This window comes from Burkholderiaceae bacterium, assembly GCA_024235995.1.
In the GTDB taxonomy this organism is placed as follows: domain Bacteria; phylum Pseudomonadota; class Gammaproteobacteria; order Burkholderiales; family Burkholderiaceae_C; genus Ottowia.
In genome coordinates, this window is record JACKLI010000001.1 from 3,289,802 (window position 1) to 3,308,702 (window position 18,901).

The 18,901-nt window shown below is 70.8% G+C and carries 18 protein-coding genes; 12 read left to right on the plus strand and 6 right to left on the minus strand.

Features of this window, described 5'->3' with window-relative positions; all coding sequences use genetic code 11:
• Positions 1-101: 101 nt before the first annotated feature.
• From H6927_15750 to H6927_15760, 3 genes are all read left to right on the plus strand, one after another.
• Complete coding sequence (locus H6927_15750; protein ID MCP5219544.1) at positions 102-380, plus strand: PIN domain-containing protein; 279 nt, start codon at positions 102-104, stop codon at positions 378-380.
• Positions 377-610, plus strand: a complete 234-nt coding sequence (locus H6927_15755; GenBank protein MCP5219545.1) for a ribbon-helix-helix protein, CopG family — start codon at positions 377-379, stop codon at positions 608-610. The genes H6927_15750 and H6927_15755 overlap by 4 nt, the downstream gene beginning before the upstream one ends.
• 312 nt (positions 611-922) lie before the next feature.
• A complete protein-coding gene (locus H6927_15760) occupies positions 923-1,552 on the plus strand; it encodes a Crp/Fnr family transcriptional regulator (GenBank protein MCP5219546.1) in 630 nt (209 codons plus the stop codon).
• A 28-nt stretch (positions 1,553-1,580) separates the two neighbouring features.
• Here H6927_15760 and H6927_15765 read toward each other — a convergent pair whose 3' ends face one another.
• Positions 1,581-2,711: an FAD-binding oxidoreductase gene (locus H6927_15765; GenBank protein MCP5219547.1), complete on the minus strand. Its 1,131-nt coding sequence runs from the start codon at positions 2,709-2,711 to the stop codon at positions 1,581-1,583.
• A 230-nt stretch (positions 2,712-2,941) separates the two neighbouring features.
• Here H6927_15765 and H6927_15770 point away from each other — a divergent pair, with 230 nt between their 5' ends.
• The 5 genes from H6927_15770 to H6927_15790 are packed head-to-tail and all read left to right on the plus strand — an operon-like array spanning position 2,942 to position 7,628.
• Positions 2,942-4,207 (plus strand): ABC transporter substrate-binding protein, encoded by a 1,266-nt coding sequence (locus tag H6927_15770; protein ID MCP5219548.1) that lies wholly within the window; start codon positions 2,942-2,944, stop codon positions 4,205-4,207.
• Between the two features lie 4 nt (positions 4,208-4,211).
• Positions 4,212-5,036 carry an ABC transporter ATP-binding protein gene (locus tag H6927_15775; GenBank protein ID MCP5219549.1) on the plus strand — a complete coding sequence of 275 codons (825 nt, stop codon included), beginning with the start codon at positions 4,212-4,214 and terminating at the stop codon, positions 5,034-5,036.
• Positions 5,033-5,773 carry an ABC transporter ATP-binding protein gene (locus tag H6927_15780; GenBank protein MCP5219550.1) on the plus strand — a complete coding sequence of 247 codons (741 nt, stop codon included), beginning with the start codon at positions 5,033-5,035 and terminating at the stop codon, positions 5,771-5,773. Before H6927_15775 ends, H6927_15780 begins: the two co-directional genes overlap by 4 nt.
• Positions 5,770-6,663 (plus strand): branched-chain amino acid ABC transporter permease, encoded by an 894-nt coding sequence (locus tag H6927_15785; protein MCP5219551.1) that lies wholly within the window; start codon positions 5,770-5,772, stop codon positions 6,661-6,663. Before H6927_15780 ends, H6927_15785 begins: the two co-directional genes overlap by 4 nt.
• Entirely contained in the window at positions 6,660-7,628 is a 969-nt protein-coding gene (locus H6927_15790) for a branched-chain amino acid ABC transporter permease (protein ID MCP5219552.1), read from the plus strand. The genes H6927_15785 and H6927_15790 overlap by 4 nt, the downstream gene beginning before the upstream one ends.
• A 7-nt stretch (positions 7,629-7,635) precedes the next feature.
• Here H6927_15790 and H6927_15795 read toward each other — a convergent pair whose 3' ends face one another.
• Both H6927_15795 and H6927_15800 read right to left on the minus strand, forming a co-directional pair.
• The gene (locus H6927_15795) at positions 7,636-8,901 is read right to left on the minus strand and encodes an RsmB/NOP family class I SAM-dependent RNA methyltransferase (protein ID MCP5219553.1); all 1,266 of its coding nucleotides are present in this window, start codon (positions 8,899-8,901) and stop codon (positions 7,636-7,638) included.
• Between the two features lie 76 nt (positions 8,902-8,977).
• The gene (locus tag H6927_15800) at positions 8,978-9,559 is read right to left on the minus strand and encodes a phosphoribosylglycinamide formyltransferase (protein ID MCP5219554.1); all 582 of its coding nucleotides are present in this window, start codon (positions 9,557-9,559) and stop codon (positions 8,978-8,980) included.
• 23 nt (positions 9,560-9,582) lie between these two features.
• Between H6927_15800 and H6927_15805 the strand changes: the two genes are divergently transcribed.
• The 4 genes from H6927_15805 to mdtD all read left to right on the plus strand — a co-directional run bounded on the left by H6927_15805 (position 9,583) and on the right by mdtD (position 14,295).
• Complete coding sequence (locus H6927_15805; protein MCP5219555.1) at positions 9,583-10,284, plus strand: YceH family protein; 702 nt, start codon at positions 9,583-9,585, stop codon at positions 10,282-10,284.
• Between the two features lie 15 nt (positions 10,285-10,299).
• Positions 10,300-11,508: an acyl-CoA dehydrogenase family protein gene (locus H6927_15810; GenBank protein MCP5219556.1), complete on the plus strand. Its 1,209-nt coding sequence runs from the start codon at positions 10,300-10,302 to the stop codon at positions 11,506-11,508.
• Positions 11,509-11,660: 152 nt separating this feature from the next.
• A complete protein-coding gene (locus H6927_15815) occupies positions 11,661-12,776 on the plus strand; it encodes an acyl-CoA dehydrogenase family protein (GenBank protein ID MCP5219557.1) in 1,116 nt (371 codons plus the stop codon).
• Positions 12,777-12,864: 88 nt separating this feature from the next.
• Entirely contained in the window at positions 12,865-14,295 is a 1,431-nt protein-coding gene (mdtD, locus tag H6927_15820) for a multidrug transporter subunit MdtD (protein MCP5219558.1), read from the plus strand.
• Here mdtD and H6927_15825 read toward each other — a convergent pair whose 3' ends face one another.
• Genes H6927_15825 through H6927_15835 form a run of 3 tightly spaced genes read right to left on the minus strand, consistent with a single transcriptional unit; the run spans position 14,296 to position 18,874 of the window.
• Positions 14,296-17,916, minus strand: a complete 3,621-nt coding sequence (locus H6927_15825; GenBank protein ID MCP5219559.1) for a molybdopterin-dependent oxidoreductase — start codon at positions 17,914-17,916, stop codon at positions 14,296-14,298.
• Complete coding sequence (locus H6927_15830; GenBank protein MCP5219560.1) at positions 17,913-18,407, minus strand: (2Fe-2S)-binding protein; 495 nt, start codon at positions 18,405-18,407, stop codon at positions 17,913-17,915. The genes H6927_15825 and H6927_15830 overlap by 4 nt, the downstream gene beginning before the upstream one ends.
• A gap of 17 nt (positions 18,408-18,424) precedes the next feature.
• Positions 18,425-18,874 (minus strand): winged helix-turn-helix transcriptional regulator, encoded by a 450-nt coding sequence (locus tag H6927_15835; protein ID MCP5219561.1) that lies wholly within the window; start codon positions 18,872-18,874, stop codon positions 18,425-18,427.
• Between the last annotated feature and the right edge of the window lie 27 nt (positions 18,875-18,901).

Below are 18,901 nucleotides of genomic sequence, written 5' to 3' on the forward strand. Positions count from 1 at the left end.
CGAAACCCGCATGCAGCCTCGCATCGCGGGTTTTTTGTTGCCCGCGCCAGCCCCAGGCAGGCACGGCACCGCCGCCGGCCAGATCGACGTGCACGGCTGGGCTGGCAATTGATTGCTCTTTATTTGACAGGCAATCGTTTCATTTGGAACGCCTGCAGGTGCTGGCTGCCCTGGCACGCGCGGGCCGTTGGGTGCAGATGTATTACGGCTGGCGCCCCAATTTGCGCGATGAGGGCGACAACCACCTGATCGAGCTGGCCATTGCCGGCAATGCCCAGGCGGTGGTGACACACAACGTGCGCGACCTGACGCGCGGCGAGCTGACCTGGCCGCACTTGCGCATTCTGACCCCCGCCCAATTTCTGGAGGAACAGCCATGAGCACACTGACGATTCGCCTGCCCGACGACACCGCGCAGCGCTTGAAGTATCTTGCGCAGACCCGGGGCCTAAGCATCAACAAGCTGATGGAAGAGCTCAGCGCCCAGGCCATTGCCGCCTTCGACGTGGAAACGCGATTTCGCACGCTGGCCGCGCGCGGCGATGCAAGGCAGGCACTGGCCATCCTGGATCGCCTCGACCAGCAAGACGCCAGCCGCGGCGCGCGCTGAACCCTGAGCCACCTGAACCGGGCGTACAACGGCCCGTATGGGCTGAAAGGCATCACCTATGTGCTGAGCTTCGTCAACGATCCGGGCGAGGTGCTGACGCCCTTCCAGACCTAATACGACACGGCCGAGCTGGGCGGCGTGAACCAACCCGCACCTGATCCTGGAGCTGAAACGGTGATGTCCATCGTCCGCGGGCGCACGGCGCCGAGGGTCGTTTGCGTCATCTCAGAACTCCCGGACAAGGGTTCCGCAACTCTCGCGTGGTTGATATGCATCAATGCCCCCGCCGTGGGCGAAAGGCACAGTGCGCCCATGCTCACCGTTCCCCTGCCCGACCCGACCCACCAGGCCGTGCTGTTGCCGGCCGGCTCGGTGCTGCTGCACCGAGCCCGCCCCAACGACGCCATCTACCACATCGCCCGCGGCCGCCTGGCCATGGGCCTGCTGGGCCCCGACGGCCTGGCGCATCAGCTGGGCTGGATCGAAGGCCCGTGCTGGCTCGACCCCGGCAGCGCCGTGCTGGGACAAACCCCCTTGATGGACGTGGTGGCCGACACGCCGGTGGAGGCGCGCGCCGTGCCGCTGGCCGAGTTCTCGGCCGACCTGGGCACCCTGCCCGCGCCCACGCTGGCGCTGGTGCGCGACCTGGCCCAGGCGCATCGCCAGCAGGCCGAGCTGGCCGTCAGCCGGCTGGGCAAGGACGCCGAGGCGCGCTGCGCCGAATGGCTGCTGCGCCACGTCGAGTCCGCGCCCGACGCCTCGCCACAGCCGGCCGTGACGCTGCAGCAGCGCAAGCGCTCCATCGCCGCGCAACTGGGCATCGCGCCCGAGACCTTCTCGCGCGTGCTGCGCCAGCTGCGCGAGCGCGGGCTGATCGCCGGCCGCGGGCGCCAGCTGCGCCTGCTCAACGTGAACGGCCTGCGTTCGCTGGCCGGCGCGTAGCCGCTCAAGCCGCCACGCTATCCCGCCGTCAGCGCAGGCGCCGCGGCGCAACCACCTGCGCGTCAACGCCGTGGCGCGCCAGTTCGTCAGGCAGTGGCGCGCCCATGACCAGGCTGGCTGCCAGCGCGCTGGCGCCGGCGGCGCTCTGGATGCCGTAGCCGCCCTGCCCGGCCAGCCAGAAGAAGCCCGCGCACGCGTCGTCGAAGCCGATCACGATCTCGCCGTCGGGCACGAAGCTGCGCAGCCCGGCCCAGGTGGCGGTGGGCCGCGCAATGCGCAGCGTGGTGGCCTCCTCGATGCGGTGGATGCCCAGCGCGATGTCCAGCTCCTCCGGCTGCACGTCGTGCGGCGCCACCGGGTCGGCGTTGGCCGGCGAGCCCAGCAACTGGCCCGCGTCGGGCTTGAAGTACCAGGCCTCGTCCACGTCGCCCACCATGGGCCAGCCCGACACGTCGACGCCCGCCGGCGGGCGGAAGGTGAAGGCGCTGCGCCGGCAGGGCACCAGGCCGATCGGCGCGGCGCCGAACAGGGGCGCCAGCTCGTCGGCCCAGGCACCGGCGGCGTTGACCACCACGCGCGCCTGCACGCTCTGCCCGTCGGACAGCCGCACCCGCCAGCCGTCCGCGGCGCGCTCGGCTGACTGCGGCTGCGTGCCGGTCGACAGCTGCGCGCCGGCCTGGCGCGCGCCGCGCAAAAAGCCCTGCAGCAGCGCGTCGACGTCGATGTCGAAGCCGTTCTCGTCCAGCAGCGCACTTTCAAACAAATCGGCCCGCAGCCCGGGCGCCACCTGCGCGATCAGCTCCGAATTCAATAGCTTCAAGGCGGTGCCGCTGGCCGCCAGCTCGGCCTGCAGGCTCTCCAATGCGGCGCGCTGATCGGCGGTGGCCACGAACAAGGCGCTGCGCGGCGTGAGCAGGGGCACGTCGGCAAAACCGGCGGGCGGATGCAGATAGAAATCGCGGCTGGCGCGTGTGAGCGCGCGCACGCCGGGCGGCCCGTAGCTTTCCATAAACATCGCCGCCGAGCGGCCCGTGCTGTGCATGCCGGGCTGGGCCTCGCGCTCCAGCAGCCGCACGCGCTGGCCGCCGCGCGCCAGCCGCCAGGCCAGCGATGCGCCGGCCATGCCGGCACCGATGATGAGCACGTCCGCGTCTTGCATGGCGGCATTCTTTCATACGGCCCGCACCAGCTGGCCAGCCGGCCTGCAAAGCCGGCCAATGCGATGTACAGTGTTTTTGCCCGGCGGCCGGATCGTCAACACCAGATGACTTTCCCCGCTGTTTTTCGGATTGCCATCCGGTGCTGGGCAAATGCCTCGATGCCTTCACCCATTCGGGACAGGTCCGTTGCCGCCGTTTGTGGCGAGTTGACCTTGTGGAGGTTTTCGAGATGAAACACCCGTCCTTGAAACTGGCCGCCATCGGCCTTGCGATGGCCACGCTGGGCGCGGCGCCCGCCCATGCCGCCTGCAGCACCACGGTGGGCGCCGTGATGTCGCTCACCGGCTCGCTGGGCGTGCTGGGCCAGCAGATCGCCAAGGGCAGCGAGCTGGCCATCAACGACCTGAACGCCGCGCGCGGCGGCAACACCTGCGAGCTGAAGCTGTCGCTGCTGGACGACCAGACCAGCCCCTCGGTGGGCGTGGACGCGGCCAAGAAGCTGGTCGACGTGCAGCAGGTGCCGGCCCTCATCGGCGCGCTGTCCAGCGGCGTGAGCGCGGCCATCCTGACCTCGGTGACGGCGCCCAGCCAGGTGGTGCAGATCTCGCCGGCGTCGACCTCGCCGACCTTCAGCGACCTGGCCAGGCAGGGCAAGACCGGCGGCTTCTGGTTCCGCACCTGCCCGTCGGACGCGCTGCAGGGCCTGGCCATGGCCAAGGTGGCGCATGACGCGGGCCTGCAGAAGGTGGCCGTGATGTACCTGAACAACCCGTACGGCCAGGGCCTGAGCCAGGAGTTCACGGCCGGCTTCAGGCAACTGGGCGGCACGGTGACCGAGAACGTGGTCTACAACCCCAGCCAGCCCTCGTACCGCGCCGAGGTCGGCAAGGCGCTCAGCCCCGCGCCGGACGCGCTGTTTCTGATCGGCTACCCGGGCGACGGCACCACCATCACGCGCGAATGGATCGCCGCCGGCGGGCCGCAGAAGTTCCTGTTCCCGGACGGGCTGGAGTCGCAGGACTTCGTCAACGACGTCGGCGCGCAGTACATGAAGGACGTGCACGGCACGGCGCCGGGCACCGACAAGACGCCCTCGCTGGCCACCTTCCAGGGCGAGTTCCAGGCCAAGTTCGGCACCCTGCCGACGCAGGCCTACATCCCCAACGCGTACGACGCCACGGTGCTGGTGGGGCTGGCCATGGAGCAGGCCAGGAGCAGCAAGGGCCCGGCCATTCGCGACGCGATCCGCAAGGTGACCGACCCGAAGGGCCAGAAGGTGTACGCCGGCGTGGCCGAGCTGAAGAAGGCCGCGGCGCTGCTGGCCGAGGGCAAGAGCATCCAGTACGTGGGCGCCACCGGGCCGCTGCAGTTCGACGCCAACGGCGACATCGCCGCGCCCATGCAGGTGTGGAACGTTTCGGCCCAGGGCAAGGTCGAACCCACGGGCATGGTGACCGTGGCCCAGATCGACGCGATGCGCGTGGCCAAAAAGTAGCCGCATGCAGGCCCCGCGTGGGCGGCGCCGAATCGGCCGCCGCCCACGTGAACAACAACCGGGGACAGCGATGCTCGAGGTCCGTGACCTGGTCAAGGAGTTCGGCGGTCTGCGCGCGGTGGACGGCGTGTCCTTCACGCTGGCCGCGCGCACCATCACCGGGCTGATCGGCCCCAACGGCGCGGGCAAGACCACGCTGTTCAACACCATTGCCGGCGCGCACCGGCCCAGCTCCGGCTCCATCTCGTTCCTGGGCCAGCCCATCGGCGGCCTGCCGCCGCACCGCATCTTTGCGGCGGGGCTGGTGCGCACCTTCCAGATCCCGCGCCCGTTCGCCGGCATGACCGTGCTGGAGAACGCCATGCTGGCGCCCGCGGGCCAGGCCGGCGAGCGGTTCTGGAACAACTGGCTGGCGCGCCCCGCCGTGCGCGCGCAGGAGCGGCGCGTGCGCGAGCACGCCCGCCAGGTGCTGGACTTCGTCGGCCTGGAGCGGCTGTCGGGCGAGTTCGCCCGCAACCTGTCGGGCGGCCAGCAAAAGCTGCTGGAGCTGGCCCGCGTGCTGATGGCCGAGCCCAGGCTGATCCTGCTGGACGAGCCCGGCGCCGGCGTCAACCCCACCCTGCTGGCCACCATCATGGACAAGCTGCAGGAGCTGCACGCGCGCGGCATCACCTTTCTCATCATCGAGCACAACATGGACCTGATCACGCAGCTGTGCGACCCGGTGCTGGTGCTGGCCCAGGGACGGCTGCTGATGCAGGGCACGCCGCAGGCGGTGCGCAGCGACCCGCGCGTGCTCGAGGCCTACCTGGGAGGAGAAGCAGCATGAACCGGGCTGAACTCGCGCTGTCGGTGCGCGACCTGGTGGCCGGCTACACGCCCGAGGTGGACATCCTGCGCGGCGCCAGCCTGCAGGTGGCGCGCGGCGAGATCGTCACCGTGCTGGGCCCCAACGGCGCCGGCAAGTCCACGCTGATCAAGGCCATCGCCGGCCTGGTGCCGGTGCGCCACGGCCAGGTGCTGCTGTTTGGCCAGTCCCTGGTGGGCGAGGCCGCGCACCGCATGGTCGGGCGCGGGCTGGCCTACGTGCCGCAGATCGCCAACGTGTTCGAGCGCCTGACGATCCAGGACAACCTGGAGCTGGGCGCCTGCGCACGCCGCGACCGCGCCGGCATCGCCGAGGACCTGGCGCGCATGTACACGCTGTTTCCGCGCCTGCACGAGCGGCGCCGGCAGGCGGCGGGCACCCTGTCGGGCGGCGAGCGGCAGATGGTGGCGCTGGCGCGCGCGCTGATGGCGCGCCCCAGCATGCTGATGCTGGACGAACCCTCGGCCGGCCTGTCGCCCAAGCTGGTGGGCGTGGTGTTCGCCAAGGTGCGCGAGGTGCGCGAGCTGGGCGTGACGCTGCTGATCGTGGAGCAGAACGCGCGCGCCGCGCTGGCCATCTCCGACCGCGGCTACGTGCTGGCGCAGGGGCGCGAGCAGGTCAGCGGCGCGGCGGCCGAGCTGCTGGCCAACCCGGAGGTGGGCGCGCTGTACCTGGGCGCCCGAAGGGGGCTGACATGATCCTTCAGTACCTGGCCGACGGCATCGTGCTGGGCGCCACGCTGGCGCTGGGCGCGATCGGGCTGACGCTGACCTACAACATCCTGCGCTTCGCCAACTTCGCGCACGGCGAGTTCCTGACCTTCGGCGCCTACTTCGCGCTGCTGTTCGTCGGCGCCTTCGGCGGCGGCGCCGCACTGGGGCCCTTCACCTTCGGCTGGAGCTTTGTCGGCGGCCTGGTGCTGGCGCTGGTGCTGACGGCCGCGCTGGCGCTGGTGCTGGACGCGGTGCTGTTCCGCCCGCTGCGCAAGAGCGACGTGGCGGTGGCGCTGGTGATCGCCTCGTTCGGCGCCTCGCTGATGCTGCGCAACCTGGTCGTCTTCGCGTGGGGCTCGCAGCCCGAGTACTACACGCGCAGCATCGCCATCGCGCAGGAGGTGCTGCCGGGCGTGCGCCTGTCGGCCAACGAGGTGTTCGTGGTGGTCCTCACCGCCGTGCTGATGGTGGCGCTGCACCTGTTCCTCACGCGCACGCGCCTGGGCCAGCAGATGCGCGCGGTGTCCGACAACCCGGCGCTGGCGCAGGTCACCGGCATCGACGTGCGGCGCATCGTCCGCTGGGTGTGGATCATCGGCGGCGGGCTGGCGGCCGTCGGCGGCGCCATGTTCGGCCTGACGGTGCAGGTCTCGCCCGAGATGGGCTTCACCCTGATCCTGCCGATGTTCGCCGCCGCCATCCTGGGCGGCATCGGCAGCATCTACGGCGCGGTGCTGGGCGGGCTGGTCATCGGCGTGGCGCAGTCGCTGTCGGTGGCCTTCATCGACCCGGCCTACAAGCCGGCGGTGGCCTTTGCGCTGATGTTCCTGATCCTGCTGGTTCACCCCACCGGCATCCTGGGAGAGAAAGCATGAGCGGCATCGTCTCCTACCTCGTGTTCTTCCTGATCCAGGCGCTGGTGTTTGCCGTGGTATGCCTGGGGCTGAACCTGCAGTGGGGCTACACGGGCCTGTTCAACATCGGCGTGGCGGGCTTCTACCTGGTGGGCGCCTATGCGTTCGCGCTGCTGTGCGGGCCGGCCCATGCGGGCATCGTGGCGGGCTGGGGCCTGCCCTTCGCCGTCGGCCTGCTGGGCGCCATGCTGGCCGCGGGCGTGGTGGCCTTCGTCGTCGGCATTCCCACGCTGCGGCTGCGCGAGGACTACCTGGCCATCGTCACCATCGGCATCGGCATCACGCTGCAGCTGATCGCGCTGAACACCGCCTGGCTGACCGGCGGCAGCCGCGGCATCACCGACATTCCGCGCCCACTGCCCGGCCTGATCGACAGCGTGGCGGGCCGCAACCTGCTGCTGCTGGGGCTGCTGCTCGTCATCGTGATCGTGCTGTACGCGGCGCTGCAGGCCCTGGTGCGCTCGCCCTGGGGCCGCGTGCTGAAAGCCATCCGCGAGGACGAGACGGCGGCCGAGTCGCTGGGCAAGAACGCCTTCGCCTTGCGCCTGCAGTCCTTCGTCATCGGCTCGGCGGTGATGGGCCTGGGCGGCGCGCTGGGCGCCAGCTTCATCGGCTACATCAGCCCGGAGGACTTCATGCCCATCCTCACCTTCCAGATCTGGAGCATGCTGATCGTCGGCGGCAGCGGCAACAACAAGGGCGCCGTGCTGGGAGCGGTGCTGATGTGGGCCGTGTGGACGCTCAGCGGCAGCGCCGCCCAGGCCCTGCTGCCGGCAACCATGCAGGTCAAGGGCGGCGCGGCGCAGATCATCCTGATCGGCCTGGTGCTGATGGGGGTGCTGGTGCTGCGCCCGCGCGGGCTGATCGGCGAGGAGGCCACGGTGTCGGCCGAGGCGCGGGTCGAGGCTGGGAACAGCAAGCCCTAGCGCAGGATCAGACCTTGCGCTGCCACACGGCGGCAAAAAACCCATCGGTGCCATGCCGGTGCGGCCACAGGCGCAGGAAGCGCCCATCGGCACTGCACAAGTCAGGCGCCTGCGGCACCTTCAGACCGGTCAGCAGATCGGCCACGGCGCGCGGCTCGAAGTCGGGGTGCGCGGCGCCGAAGGCCTCGGCCACCTGCTCGTTCTCGTCCTGCAGCACGCTGCAGGTGGCGTACACCAGCCGCCCGCCGGGCTTGAGCAGGCGCGCCGCGCTGGCCAGGATGGCCTGCTGCTTGGCCACCAGCTCCTGCACGCCGGCGGGCGACTGGCGCCACTTCAGGTCGGGGTTGCGCCGCAGCGTGCCCAGGCCCGAGCACGGCGCGTCGACCAGCACGCGGTCCAGCTTGCCGGCCAGGCGCTTGACGCGTTCGTCGCGCTCGTGCGCGATGGCCACCGGGTGCACGTTGGACAGGCCGCTGCGCGCCAGGCGCGGCTTGAGCGCCTCCAGCCGGTGCGCCGAGACGTCGAAGGCGTACAGCCGGCCGGTGTTGCGCATGGTGGCGCCGATGGCCAGGGTCTTGCCGCCGGCGCCGGCGCAGAAGTCGGCCACCATCTCGCCGCGGTGCGCGTCCAGCAGCAGGGCCAGCAGCTGCGAGCCCTCGTCCTGCACCTCCACCGCGCCGCGCGTGAACAGGTCCAGCCTCGTGAGCGCCGGCTTGCCGTCGATGCGCAGGCCCCAGGGCGAGTACGGGGTTTCTACCGATTTGATAGCTGCCTTGGCAAGTTCCGCCTGGGCTGAAGGCCGTTTTTCCTTCAAGGTGTTGACGCGCAGGTCGAGCGGCGCCGGCACCAGCAGCGCGGCGGCCAGGGCATCGAAGCCATCGCCCAGCTGCGCGCGCAGCGGCGCCACCAGCCAGGCCGGCAGGTTGTGGCGGTATTCGGGCGCCAGCTCGGCCGGCGGCACGGCGTCGCAGGCGTCGAGCCAGGCTTTCTCGGGCTCGCTCAGCGCCTGCTTGAGGAAGTCGCGCGGGGCGTGAAAGCCCAGGATCGCCAGCCGCCGCTCGCGCCCGCCCGTGCCCGAGCGCGCCAGGTGCTCGAACAGCGGCTTGTGGCGCAGCACGGCGTAGGCGGTTTCGGCCAGCGTGGCGCGCTCACGCGGGCCCAGCGCGCGCTGCTCGCGGAAAAAGCGCGACACCACGGCGTCGGCCGGGTGCTCGAGTTGAAGAACGCGCCGCACCAATTCGGTGGCGGCGTCGAGCAGGGCTTTGGGATGCATGGCGGCGATTGTCGCACCGCAGCGGTGCTTGATGAATCAGAAATGGCTCCAGCGCCTATGAAACAAGCGTTGTAAGCTATGTTTTTTGCAGCAACTCGGCCACCGCGCGCGGATAGATCAGGTGCTCCTGCGTCAGCACGCGCGCGGCCAGCGTGTCGGCCGTGTCGCCCGGCAGCACGGGCACCACGGCCTGCGCCAGGATCTGGCCGTGGTCCAGTTCGGCCGTCACCTGGTGCACGGTGGCCCCCGCCACGCGGCAGCCCATGTCGATGGCGCGCTGGTGCGTGTGCAGGCCCGGAAAGGCCGGCAGCAGGCTGGGGTGGATGTTGAGCAGGCGCCCGGTGTAATGCGCCACGAAGGCGGGCGTGAGGATGCGCATGAAGCCGGCCAGCACCACCAGCGTGGGATCGTGACGGTCGACTTCGGCCATCAGCGCGGCATCGAAGGCCTCGCGGTCGGCAAAGGCCTTGTGGTCGACCGCGGCGGCGGCGATGCCCGCCTCGCGCGCCGTCTGCAGGCCCTTGGCGTCCGGCCGGTTGCTGACGACGGCGGCCACCCGCGCGTCGAGCCGCCGCGCCCAGTCCTGCTGCTGCGCCGCGCGCACGATGGCGGCCATGTTGCTGCCGGTGCCGGAGATCAGGATGACGATGTTTTTCATTCCGGGGCGATTATCCTTGCGCCATGACTTTGCGCCCCCTCACCCCGATCGAAGCGCGCGTGCTGGGCACGCTGATGGAGAAGGCCCGCACGGTGCCCGACACCTATCCGCTGTCGCTCAACCTGGTCGTCACCGGCTGCAACCAGAAGACCAGCCGCGACCCGGTGATGAGCCTGGACGAGGCCCAGGTGCTGGAGGCGCTCGACGATCTCAGGCGCCTGTCGCTCGTCATCGAGTCGCAGGGCGGGCGGGTGGCCAAGTACGAACACAACCTGCAGCGCTGCCTGGGCGTGCCCGAGCAGTCGGCCGTGCTGCTGGGCCTGCTGATGCTGCGCGGGCCGCAGACCGCCGCCGAGCTGCGCCTGAACGCCGAGCGCTGGTACCGCTTTGCCGACATCTCCTCGGTCGAGGGCTTCCTGAACGAGCTGGCCGAACGCACCGAGGACAAGGGCGGGCCCCTGGCCGTGCTGCTGCCGCGCGCGCCGGGTGAGCGCGAAGCGCGCTGGGCGCAGCTGCTGTGCGGGCCCGTCACTACCGAATCGATAGCTGCCGGCGCGCATCCATCAAGCGCTTCAGGCACATTCGACGCTCAATCCGAGCGCATCGCCCGGCTCGAGTCGGAACTGGCGGCCCTGAGCGTCACAGTGGCCCGCCTGTGCGCCGAGCTGGGCGTGTCGCCTGACGGACCGACAAACCCGCCGGCGCATGCTACAACCGCGGGCTGACAAGGAGATCCCCCCATGGATTTGGCATTCACCCCCGACGAGCTGACATTTCGCGACGAGATCCGCGCCTGGGTCAAGGCAAACCTGCCACCGGCGATCGCCGCCAAGGTGCACAAGGCGCAAACGCTGACGCGCGACGACCAGCAGACCTGGGCCAAGATCCTGGGCAAGCAGGGCTGGCTGGGCTACGGCTGGCCCAAGCAGTTCGGCGGCCCGGGCTGGAGCGCGGTGCAAAAGCATTTGTTCGAAGAGGAATGCGCCATGGCCGGCGCGCCGCGCATCGTGCCCTTCGGCCCGGTGATGGTGGCGCCCGTCATCATGGCCTACGGCTCGCCCGAGCAGCAAAAGCGCTTTCTGCCCGGCATCGCTGACGGCTCCGTGTGGTGGAGCCAGGGCTACAGCGAGCCGGGTTCGGGGTCCGATCTGGCCTCGGTGCGCACCAAGGCCGAGCGCAAGGGCGACAAGTACATCGTCAACGGCCAGAAGACCTGGACCACGCTGGGCCAGTACGGCGAGTGGATGTTCAACCTGGTGCGCACCAGCAACGAGGGCAAGCCGCAGACCGGCATCAGCTTCCTGCTGATCGACATGAAGTCGCCCGGCGTCAGCGTGCGCCCGATCAAGCTGCTGGAGGGCGGCTGCGAGGTCAACGACGTGTTCTTCGACAACGTCGAGGTGCCGGTCGAGAACCTGATCGGCGAGGAAAACAAGGGCTGGACCTACGCCAAGCACCTGCTGAGCCACGAGCGCACCAACATCGCCGACGTCAACCGCGCCAAGCGCGAGCTGGAGCGCCTCAAGCGCATCGCCAAGGCCGAGGGCGTGTGGGACGAGCAGCGCTTTCGCGATCAGATCGCCCTGCTGGAGGTGGACGTGGTGGCGCTGGAGATGCTGGTGCTGCGCGTGCTGTCGGCCGAAAAGTCGGGCCGCAACGCGCTGGACATCGCCGGCCTGCTCAAGATCAAGGGCAGCGAGATCCAGCAGCGCTACTCCGAGCTGATGATGCTGGCCGCCGGGCCGTATGCCCTGCCCTTCATCGAGGAGGCCATGGAAGCCGGCTGGCAGGGCGACCAGGCCGCCGCCGCCGGGCTGCAGGGCTTTCCGGGCGGCAACGTGGACAACGCGCCGCTGGCGCCCACCTACTTCAACATGCGCAAGACCACCATCTACGGCGGCAGCAACGAGGTGCAGCGCAACATCGTGGCCCAGACGGTGCTGGGCTGAGCGAAAACCTGAATACCGGACGCAGAGGGCGCAAAGGATTCGCAGAGAACGCAAAGAATTCAATTTCAATGGTTTCTTTTGCGTCTTCTGCGTCATCTTTGCGTTTTCTGCGTCCGGCTGCCCTGCATTGACAGATTCCAAGGACAAGCATCATGGATTTCGATTTTTCCGACGACCAGCTGCAACTGCGCGACGCCGTCGCCAAGTGGGTTGAAAAGAGCTACGACTTCGAGCGCCGCAAGAAGGTGGTGGCCGCCGGCGGTTTCGACCGCGGTGTTTATCAAGAGCTGGCCGAGCTGGGCCTGACCGGCATCTGCGTGGACGAGGACCACGGCGGCCTGGGCATGGGCCCGGTGGAGGCCATGGTGGTGCTGGAGGAGCTGGGCCGCGGCATCGTGTGCGAGCCGCTGGCGCAGGCCTTCGTCACCGGCACCGTCATCCAGGCCCATGGCGGCGACGAGGTCAAGCGCGCCTGGCTGCCCCGGATCGCCAACGGCGAGGCCCTGGTGGTGCTGGCGCAGCAGGAGCGCCAGGCGCGCTACCGGCTCGACGTTTGCGAGGCAAAAGCGGTCAAGGCCGGCGCGGGATATGCGCTGAAAGCTCTCAAAAACATAGTTCCCGCCGGCGACCAGGCCGACGCCTTCGTGGTGCCCGCCATGCTGGAGGGCAAGCTGGCGCTGTTCCTGGTCGAGCGCGGCGCGCCCGGCGTGCACACGCGCGGCTACCTGACGCAGGACGAGTCGCGCGCCGCCGACGTCAAGCTGGACGGCGCCCCCGCGCAGCTCATCACCGCCGACGGCCTGGCCGCCCTGCGGCACGCCGCCGACATCGGCATCGCCAGCGCCTGCGCCCTGGGCGTGGGCGCGATGGACCGGACGCTCAAGCTGACGGTCGACTACATGAACCAGCGCAAGCAGTTCGGCGTGGTGATCGCCAGCTTCCAGGCGCTGCGCCACCGCGTGGCCGACATGAAGATGCAACTGGAGCTGGCGCGCTCCATGAGCTACTACGCCACGCTCAAGCTGGGCGCGCCCGCGGCCGAGCGCCGCCAGGCGCTGTCGCGCGCCAAGGTGCAGCTGGGCCAGTCGATGCGCTTCGTCGGCCAGCAGTCGGTGCAGCTGCACGGCGGCATCGGCGTGACCGACGAGTACGTGGGCAGCCACTACTTCAAATACTTGACGCAGCTGGAGATGAGCTGGGGCGACACCCTGCACCACCTGGGCCAGGTGAGCGAGCACATGACGGACACCGCCGGCGTGTTCGCCTGAGCCGCACGCCCCAACCGCGCCGACAGGCGCAGACGTATCATGCCGAACGGCGCTGCAAACCTGCAGTGCCGTTTTTGTTTCCCCGCCCATGCCGACGCACGCCCACGCTCCCCAAGGTCCCGCCAACCCGCGCCTGGTGCTGTGGATCATCGCCATCGGCATGTTCATGCAGCTGCTGGACTCGACCATCGTCAACACCGCGCTGCCGGCGATGGCGCGCAGCCTGGGCGAGCAGCCCCTGCGCATGCAGGCGGTGGTGGTGTCCTATGCGCTCACGATGGCGGTGGTCATCCCCAGCACGGGCTGGCTGGCCGACCGCTTCGGCACGCAGCGCATCTTCACGCTCGCCATCGCCCTGTTCACCGCCGGCTCCATCGCCTGCGCGGCCTCGGCCAGCCTCAATCAACTGATTGCCGCGCGCGTGCTGCAGGGCGTGGGCGGCGCCATGCTGATGCCCGTCGGCCGCCTGGTGGTGCTGCGCGCCTTCCCCAAGGACCAGTTCCTGGAAGCCATCAGCTTCGTCGCCATCCCGGCGCTGGTGGGCCCGCTGATCGGCCCCACGCTGGGCGGCTGGCTGGTCGAGGTCGCCAGCTGGCACTGGATCTTTCTCATCAACCTGCCGGTGGGGCTGCTCGGCATCGTCGCCTCGCAGCGCTACATCCCCAACTTCCTGGCCCCCCGGCCCGGCCGGTTCGACCTGGGCGGCTACCTGCTGCTGGCGGTGGCCATGGTGGCCACCTCGCTGGCGCTGGACGGCCTGTCGGGCCTGGGCTGGGCGCACGCGCTGCTGGTGCTGCTGATGGTGCTGGGCCTGGCCGCGCTGGCGGCGTACTGGCTGCACGCGCTGCGCAGCCCGGCGCCGATCTTCTCGCCCGCGCTGTTCACCATGCAGAGCTACCGCGTGGGCCTGCTGGGCAACCTGTTCGCCCGCATCGGCTCGGGCGCCATGCCCTACCTGCTGCCGCTGCTGCTGCAGCTCGCCCTGGGCTACTCGCCGGCACAGGCCGGCATGCTGATGCTGCCGGTGGCGATTGCCGGCATGCTCAGCAAGCGCGCCGCCACGGGCATCATCACCCAGTGGGGCTACCAGCCAGTTCTGGTGAGCAACACGCTGCTGCTGGGCGCGATGATCGCCTCCTTTGCCCTGATGGGGCCCACCCAGCCCCTGTGGCTGCGCATCGTGCAGCTGGCCCTGTTCGGCGCCATCAACTCGTTTCAGTTCACCGCCATGAACGCGGTGACGCTCAAGGACCTGGCGCCGCAGCAGGCGGCCAGCGGCAACAGCCTGTTCTCGATGGTGCAGATGCTGGGCATGAGCCTGGGCGTGACCTGTGCGGCCGCCCTGCTGGTGGCCTTCAGCAACTGGTTTTCTGAAGGTGGCGGCCACGGGCTGCCGGTGTTTCGCGCCGCCTTCGTCGCCATCGGCGTGATGACCATGGGCTCGGCCGCCATCTTCTGGCAGCTGGAGCAGGGCCGCCACGCGGTGCCGGCGCCGGGCCACGCGGTCGACGACGTGTGATCAGGGCGCAACCTGCGCCCGCGCCCGCGCCACCGCCTCGGGCAGATCGGCCCAGGCCGGGCGCTGCGGCGCAAAGCGCGCCCGCATGTAGCCGGCCAGCTGGACGAGCTGGGCATCGTCGAACGCCTGGCCGAACGCCGGCATGAAGCCGACGTCGCGCGTGGCCGGCTCCTGCACGCCCTCCAGGATGGTGCGCAGCAGGTTGTCGGGCCGGTCGCTGTGCAAATTGCCGTTGAGCGCCAGCGGCACGTTCAGGCCCAGCAGGCGCGGGCCGTTGCCGTCGTGGTGGCAGGCGCCGCAGGCCTGCTCGAACAGGCGCTGCGCCGGCCCCAGCAGCGCGGGCGCGGCCTGCGCGCCCTGGGCGATGGCCATGGCCGCCGCCTGCCCGGCCTGCTGCGGCGTGGCCCCCGTGCCGAACGAGGCCAGGTAGTGCGCCATGGCGCGCACGTCGGCCTCGGGCACGTCCTGCAGCTTGCGCACCACCTCGGCCATGGGGCCGCCCACCGCACCGTGCTGCGGGCTGTGGCCCTGGCGCAGGTAGTCGTAGAAGGCCTGCTCGGTCCAGGGCACGGGGCCGGGATGGCGGGCGGTGAGCGAGGGCGCCTCCCAGCCCTTGACCATGGCGCCGCTTAAAAACGCCGTGCCGCCCTGCTCCGCACCCAGCGCGTTGCGCGGCGTGTGGCAGGCGCCGCAGTGGCCGACGCCGTTGACCAGGTATTCGCCGCGCTGCCACTGCGCCGAGCGGGCAGCCTCGGCGCTCGGGCGGGGGCCGCTCTCCAGGTACAGCGCGTTCCAGCCGGCCAGCAGCGGGCGCAGGCTGAACGGAAACTTCAGCTGCGTGGACGAAGCCTGGGCGCGCACCGGCGGCTGGCTCATCAGCCAGGCATACAGCGCCATCAGGTCCTCGTCCGTCATCCGCGTGTAGGCCGTGTAGGGAAAGGCCGGGTACAGCCGGTGGCCGTCGCGCGCAACGCCCTCGCGCATGGCGCGCTGGAAGGCGCTGAAGGACCAGGCGCCGATGCCGGTGTCCACGTCGGGCGTGATGTTGGTGCTGTAGACGGTGCCGAAGGGCGTGTCCATGGCCAGCCCGCCGGCCAGCGCAGGGCCGCCGGGCGTGGTGTGGCACTGCGCGCAGTTGCCCAGCGCGGCCAGCTGGCGGCCTTTTTCGAGGATCTGCGCGGTGTAGACCGCAGCCGACGCGGGCGCCACCGGCGCGATGGCCGAGCGCCAGCCCAGCAGGCCCAGCACCACGCCGAACGCTCCCGCGAGCAGCGCACCCACCTTCAGCTTGCGCCGGCGCGGCCAGGGGGCGTTGGACGGCGGCTGCGGCAGGGCCGGCGCGGCCGCCTTGGGGGCCGTAGGCAAGGGCGTTGGATGGAGCGCCGCGCGCACCACCTCGGGCGTGAAGGGCGGCTGGCGAAAGCGCACGCCGGTGGCATCGAAGATGGCGTTGGCGATGGCCGCCGTGCCGGGCACCGAAGACGACTCGCCCACGCCCAGCGGCGGCTCGTCGGGCCGGGGCATCTGCATCACCTCGATCACCGGCACCTCGCGAAAGCTCAGGATCGGGTAGCTGCCCCATTCGCGGCTGGCGGGCAGGCTCGTGCCGGGGTCGATGCGCAGCTGCTCCTTCAGCGCGCGGCTGGTGGTCTGCAGCACGTTGCCGTGCACCTGGTGCTCCACCCCCGCGGGGTTGACGACCAGGCCCGCGTCGTGCCCCACCACCACGCGCTTGACGTGCACCTCGCCCGTCGTGCGGTTGACGTCCACATCCGCCACCCAGGCCGACCAGGCGGCACCGAAGCCGGGCCACTTGCTGTGCACGTAGCGCGCATAGGCCACGCCCTGGCCGTGCAGCCAGTCGCCGCTGGCGCCCTGCTGCTGCGGCGCGGCGTGCGGCTTCCAGCCGGCGCGGGCGGCGGTGGCCTGCAGCAGCTCGTGGGCGCGCGGGTCCTTCAGGTGCCGCAGGCGAAAGGCCACCGGGTCAGCGCCGGCCGCGTGCGCCAGCTCGTCCATGTAGGACTCGTGCGCGAAGCTGTTGGGCAGGGCCGACACGCCGCGCAGCCAGGCCGCGCGCAGGATGGGCGCCATGTCGTTGATGGTGACGCGCAGGTCGGCAATGTCGTAGGGCGGGCGCGCCGTGCGGTCGCCCATGGCGAAGGCCTGCGCGCCGGGCTCCACCGCGCGCGTGAGCAGCAGGGCCAGCGTGGGCGCGGCGTTGGACGGGTAGCTGCTGCGAAAGTCGTAGCCGGCGATGCCGCCGGCGGCCGTCACGCCGCCGCGCACCTCCATCAGCTGCGCCGCGCCCTTGGGCTCCCACAGGTTTTCCTGCTCGCGCGTGAGCTGCACGCGCACCGGCGCGCCCACGGCGCGCGACAGCAGCGCGGCGTCGGCCGCCACGTCGTCGGCGCCGTTGCGCCCGTAGCAGCCCGAGGCCTCCAGCCGCACCACGTCCACGGCCACGTCCGGCACGCCCAGCAGGCGCGACAGATCGGCCCGCAGCGCGTGCGGGTGCTGGCTGCCGGCGTACACGCGCAGCGCGGGCGTCTGGCCCGCGCCGCGCCAGTCGGCCACGGCGCACGAGGGGCCGATGGAGGCGTGCAACTGGTAGGGCCAGACGTAGGTGCGCTCCAGCACCTGGCTGGCGCCGGAGAGCGCGGCGTTGACGTCGCCCTCGTCGACCACCTGGCGCGCGGTGGCGGGGTTGTCGCGCAGCGCCTGGGCCAGCTCGCCCAGCGGCGGCATGCCCGGCCAGGGCTTCCAGCGTACCGCCAGCTGGGCGCAGGCCTGCTCGGCCTGCTCCTCGCGCTCGGCCACCACGCCGACGAAGTCGCGGATCACCACCACGGCGCGGATGCCGGGGATGTGGGCAATGGAGCGCTCGTCCACGCTATCGAGCGTGTTGCCGATGAACTCGCCGTGGTCGGCCCCGGCATAGGGCGGGCGCACCACACGGCCATGCAGCATGCCGGGCAGGCGCACGTCGTGGACGAACACTGCCTCGCCGAAGGCCTTGGCCGCGATGTCCACGCGCGGCGCGCTCTGGCCCACCACGCGGTGCTCGGCGACGGGCTTGACGGGTGTGTTCGGGTCCAGGCCCAGCACCACCCGCCGGCCACGCAGCAGCTCGCCATAAGCGACACCGCGCGCGGCATCGCCGGCGACTTTGATGCGGCCGGCATCGACCTGCAGTTGGCCAGGCGGCACCTGCAGCCGCTCGGCCGCTTGCGCCAGCAGCCAGGCGCGCGCCTGCGCCGCCGCCTGGCGCAGCGGCACGGCGCTGATCTGGATGGAGGCGCTGGCGATGGTGGGGCCCTGGTTGGGCGCGCGGCCGGTGTCGCCCAGCACCATGTCCACCTGCTCGAACGCCAGGTCCAGCTCCTCGGCCACGATCTGGCCCAGCGCGGTGCGAATGCCCGTGCCCAGATCCACGTGGCCATTCAGCCCCAGCGCCGTACCGTCGTCCCACACGGCCAGCAGGATCTCCACACCCTCGGCCGGGTCGCTGGCGATGAACGGGGGCTGGCCCGGCGTGGGTGGCGGCGGGGGCGGCGGCTCGCGCGTGACGAGCAGCACGCCCTCGACACGCAAAAAGTCGCCGCGCGTGCGCAGGCGGCTCAGGCGCTCGGAGCGTTGCACGGCAGCTCGGCGGTTGCTCGGACGACCGCCGCCAGGATTTCGACGTGCGTGCCGCAGCGGCACAGGTTGCCGGCCAGCGCGTCGCGCACCGCCTGTTCACTGGGCTGGGGTTCGCGCGCCAGCAGGGCGGCCGTCGTCATGATCATGCCGTTCAGGCAGTAGCCGCACTGCGCCGCCTGCGCCTGGATGAAGGCGCCCTGCACCGGGTGCGGACGCGCGCGATCGCCCAGGCCCTCCAGCGTGGTGATGCGCCGGCCCTGCACCTGGGCCGCCGGGATGACGCAGGCGCGCGCCGCCACGCCGTCCACGTGCACCGTGCAGGCGCCGCACTGGCCCAGGCCGCAACCGTACTTGGGGCCGTTCAGCCGCAGGTCGTGGCGCAGCACCTGCAGCAGCGTGGCCGAGCGGCCCACGGTCAGACGCTGCGCTGCGCCATTGACGTCCAGCGTGATCTCGATGCCGTCTTCAACCATCGGTGCCATGCTGCTGCTCAACCCGGATCGGCGCCGCTGATGCGGCGCAGCAGGTGCACCAGCTGCCGGCGCTCCTCGGCATTCAGGTCGCCAAAGGTCAGCTCGGTGATCTGCTGCGCGTGCGGCAGGGTATCGGCAATGGTGCGCTGGCCCGCCTCGGTCAGGGTGACCGTGGCGTGGCGCTTGTCGCCCGGCACATGCTCGACCGCCACCTGGCCGCTCCAGCGCAGCCGCTCGACGATGCCGCGCACCGCCGGCTCGTCCATCGCGGTGACCTCGACGATCTGGCCGATGGTGGCACCAGGATGGTCGCGCACCGCGCACAGCACCACGAACTGCGCCGCGCCAAGCTGGCTGGCCGGCACCACGGCCTGGAAGATGGCCGTGTGCCGCTGGTAGGCGCGGCGCAGCAGGTGACCGACCTGGTCGGTCACGCGGTACTCGCCGGAAGATACGGGTGGGCTCATGGCAACCTCGCTTGCGGATGGCGGAAA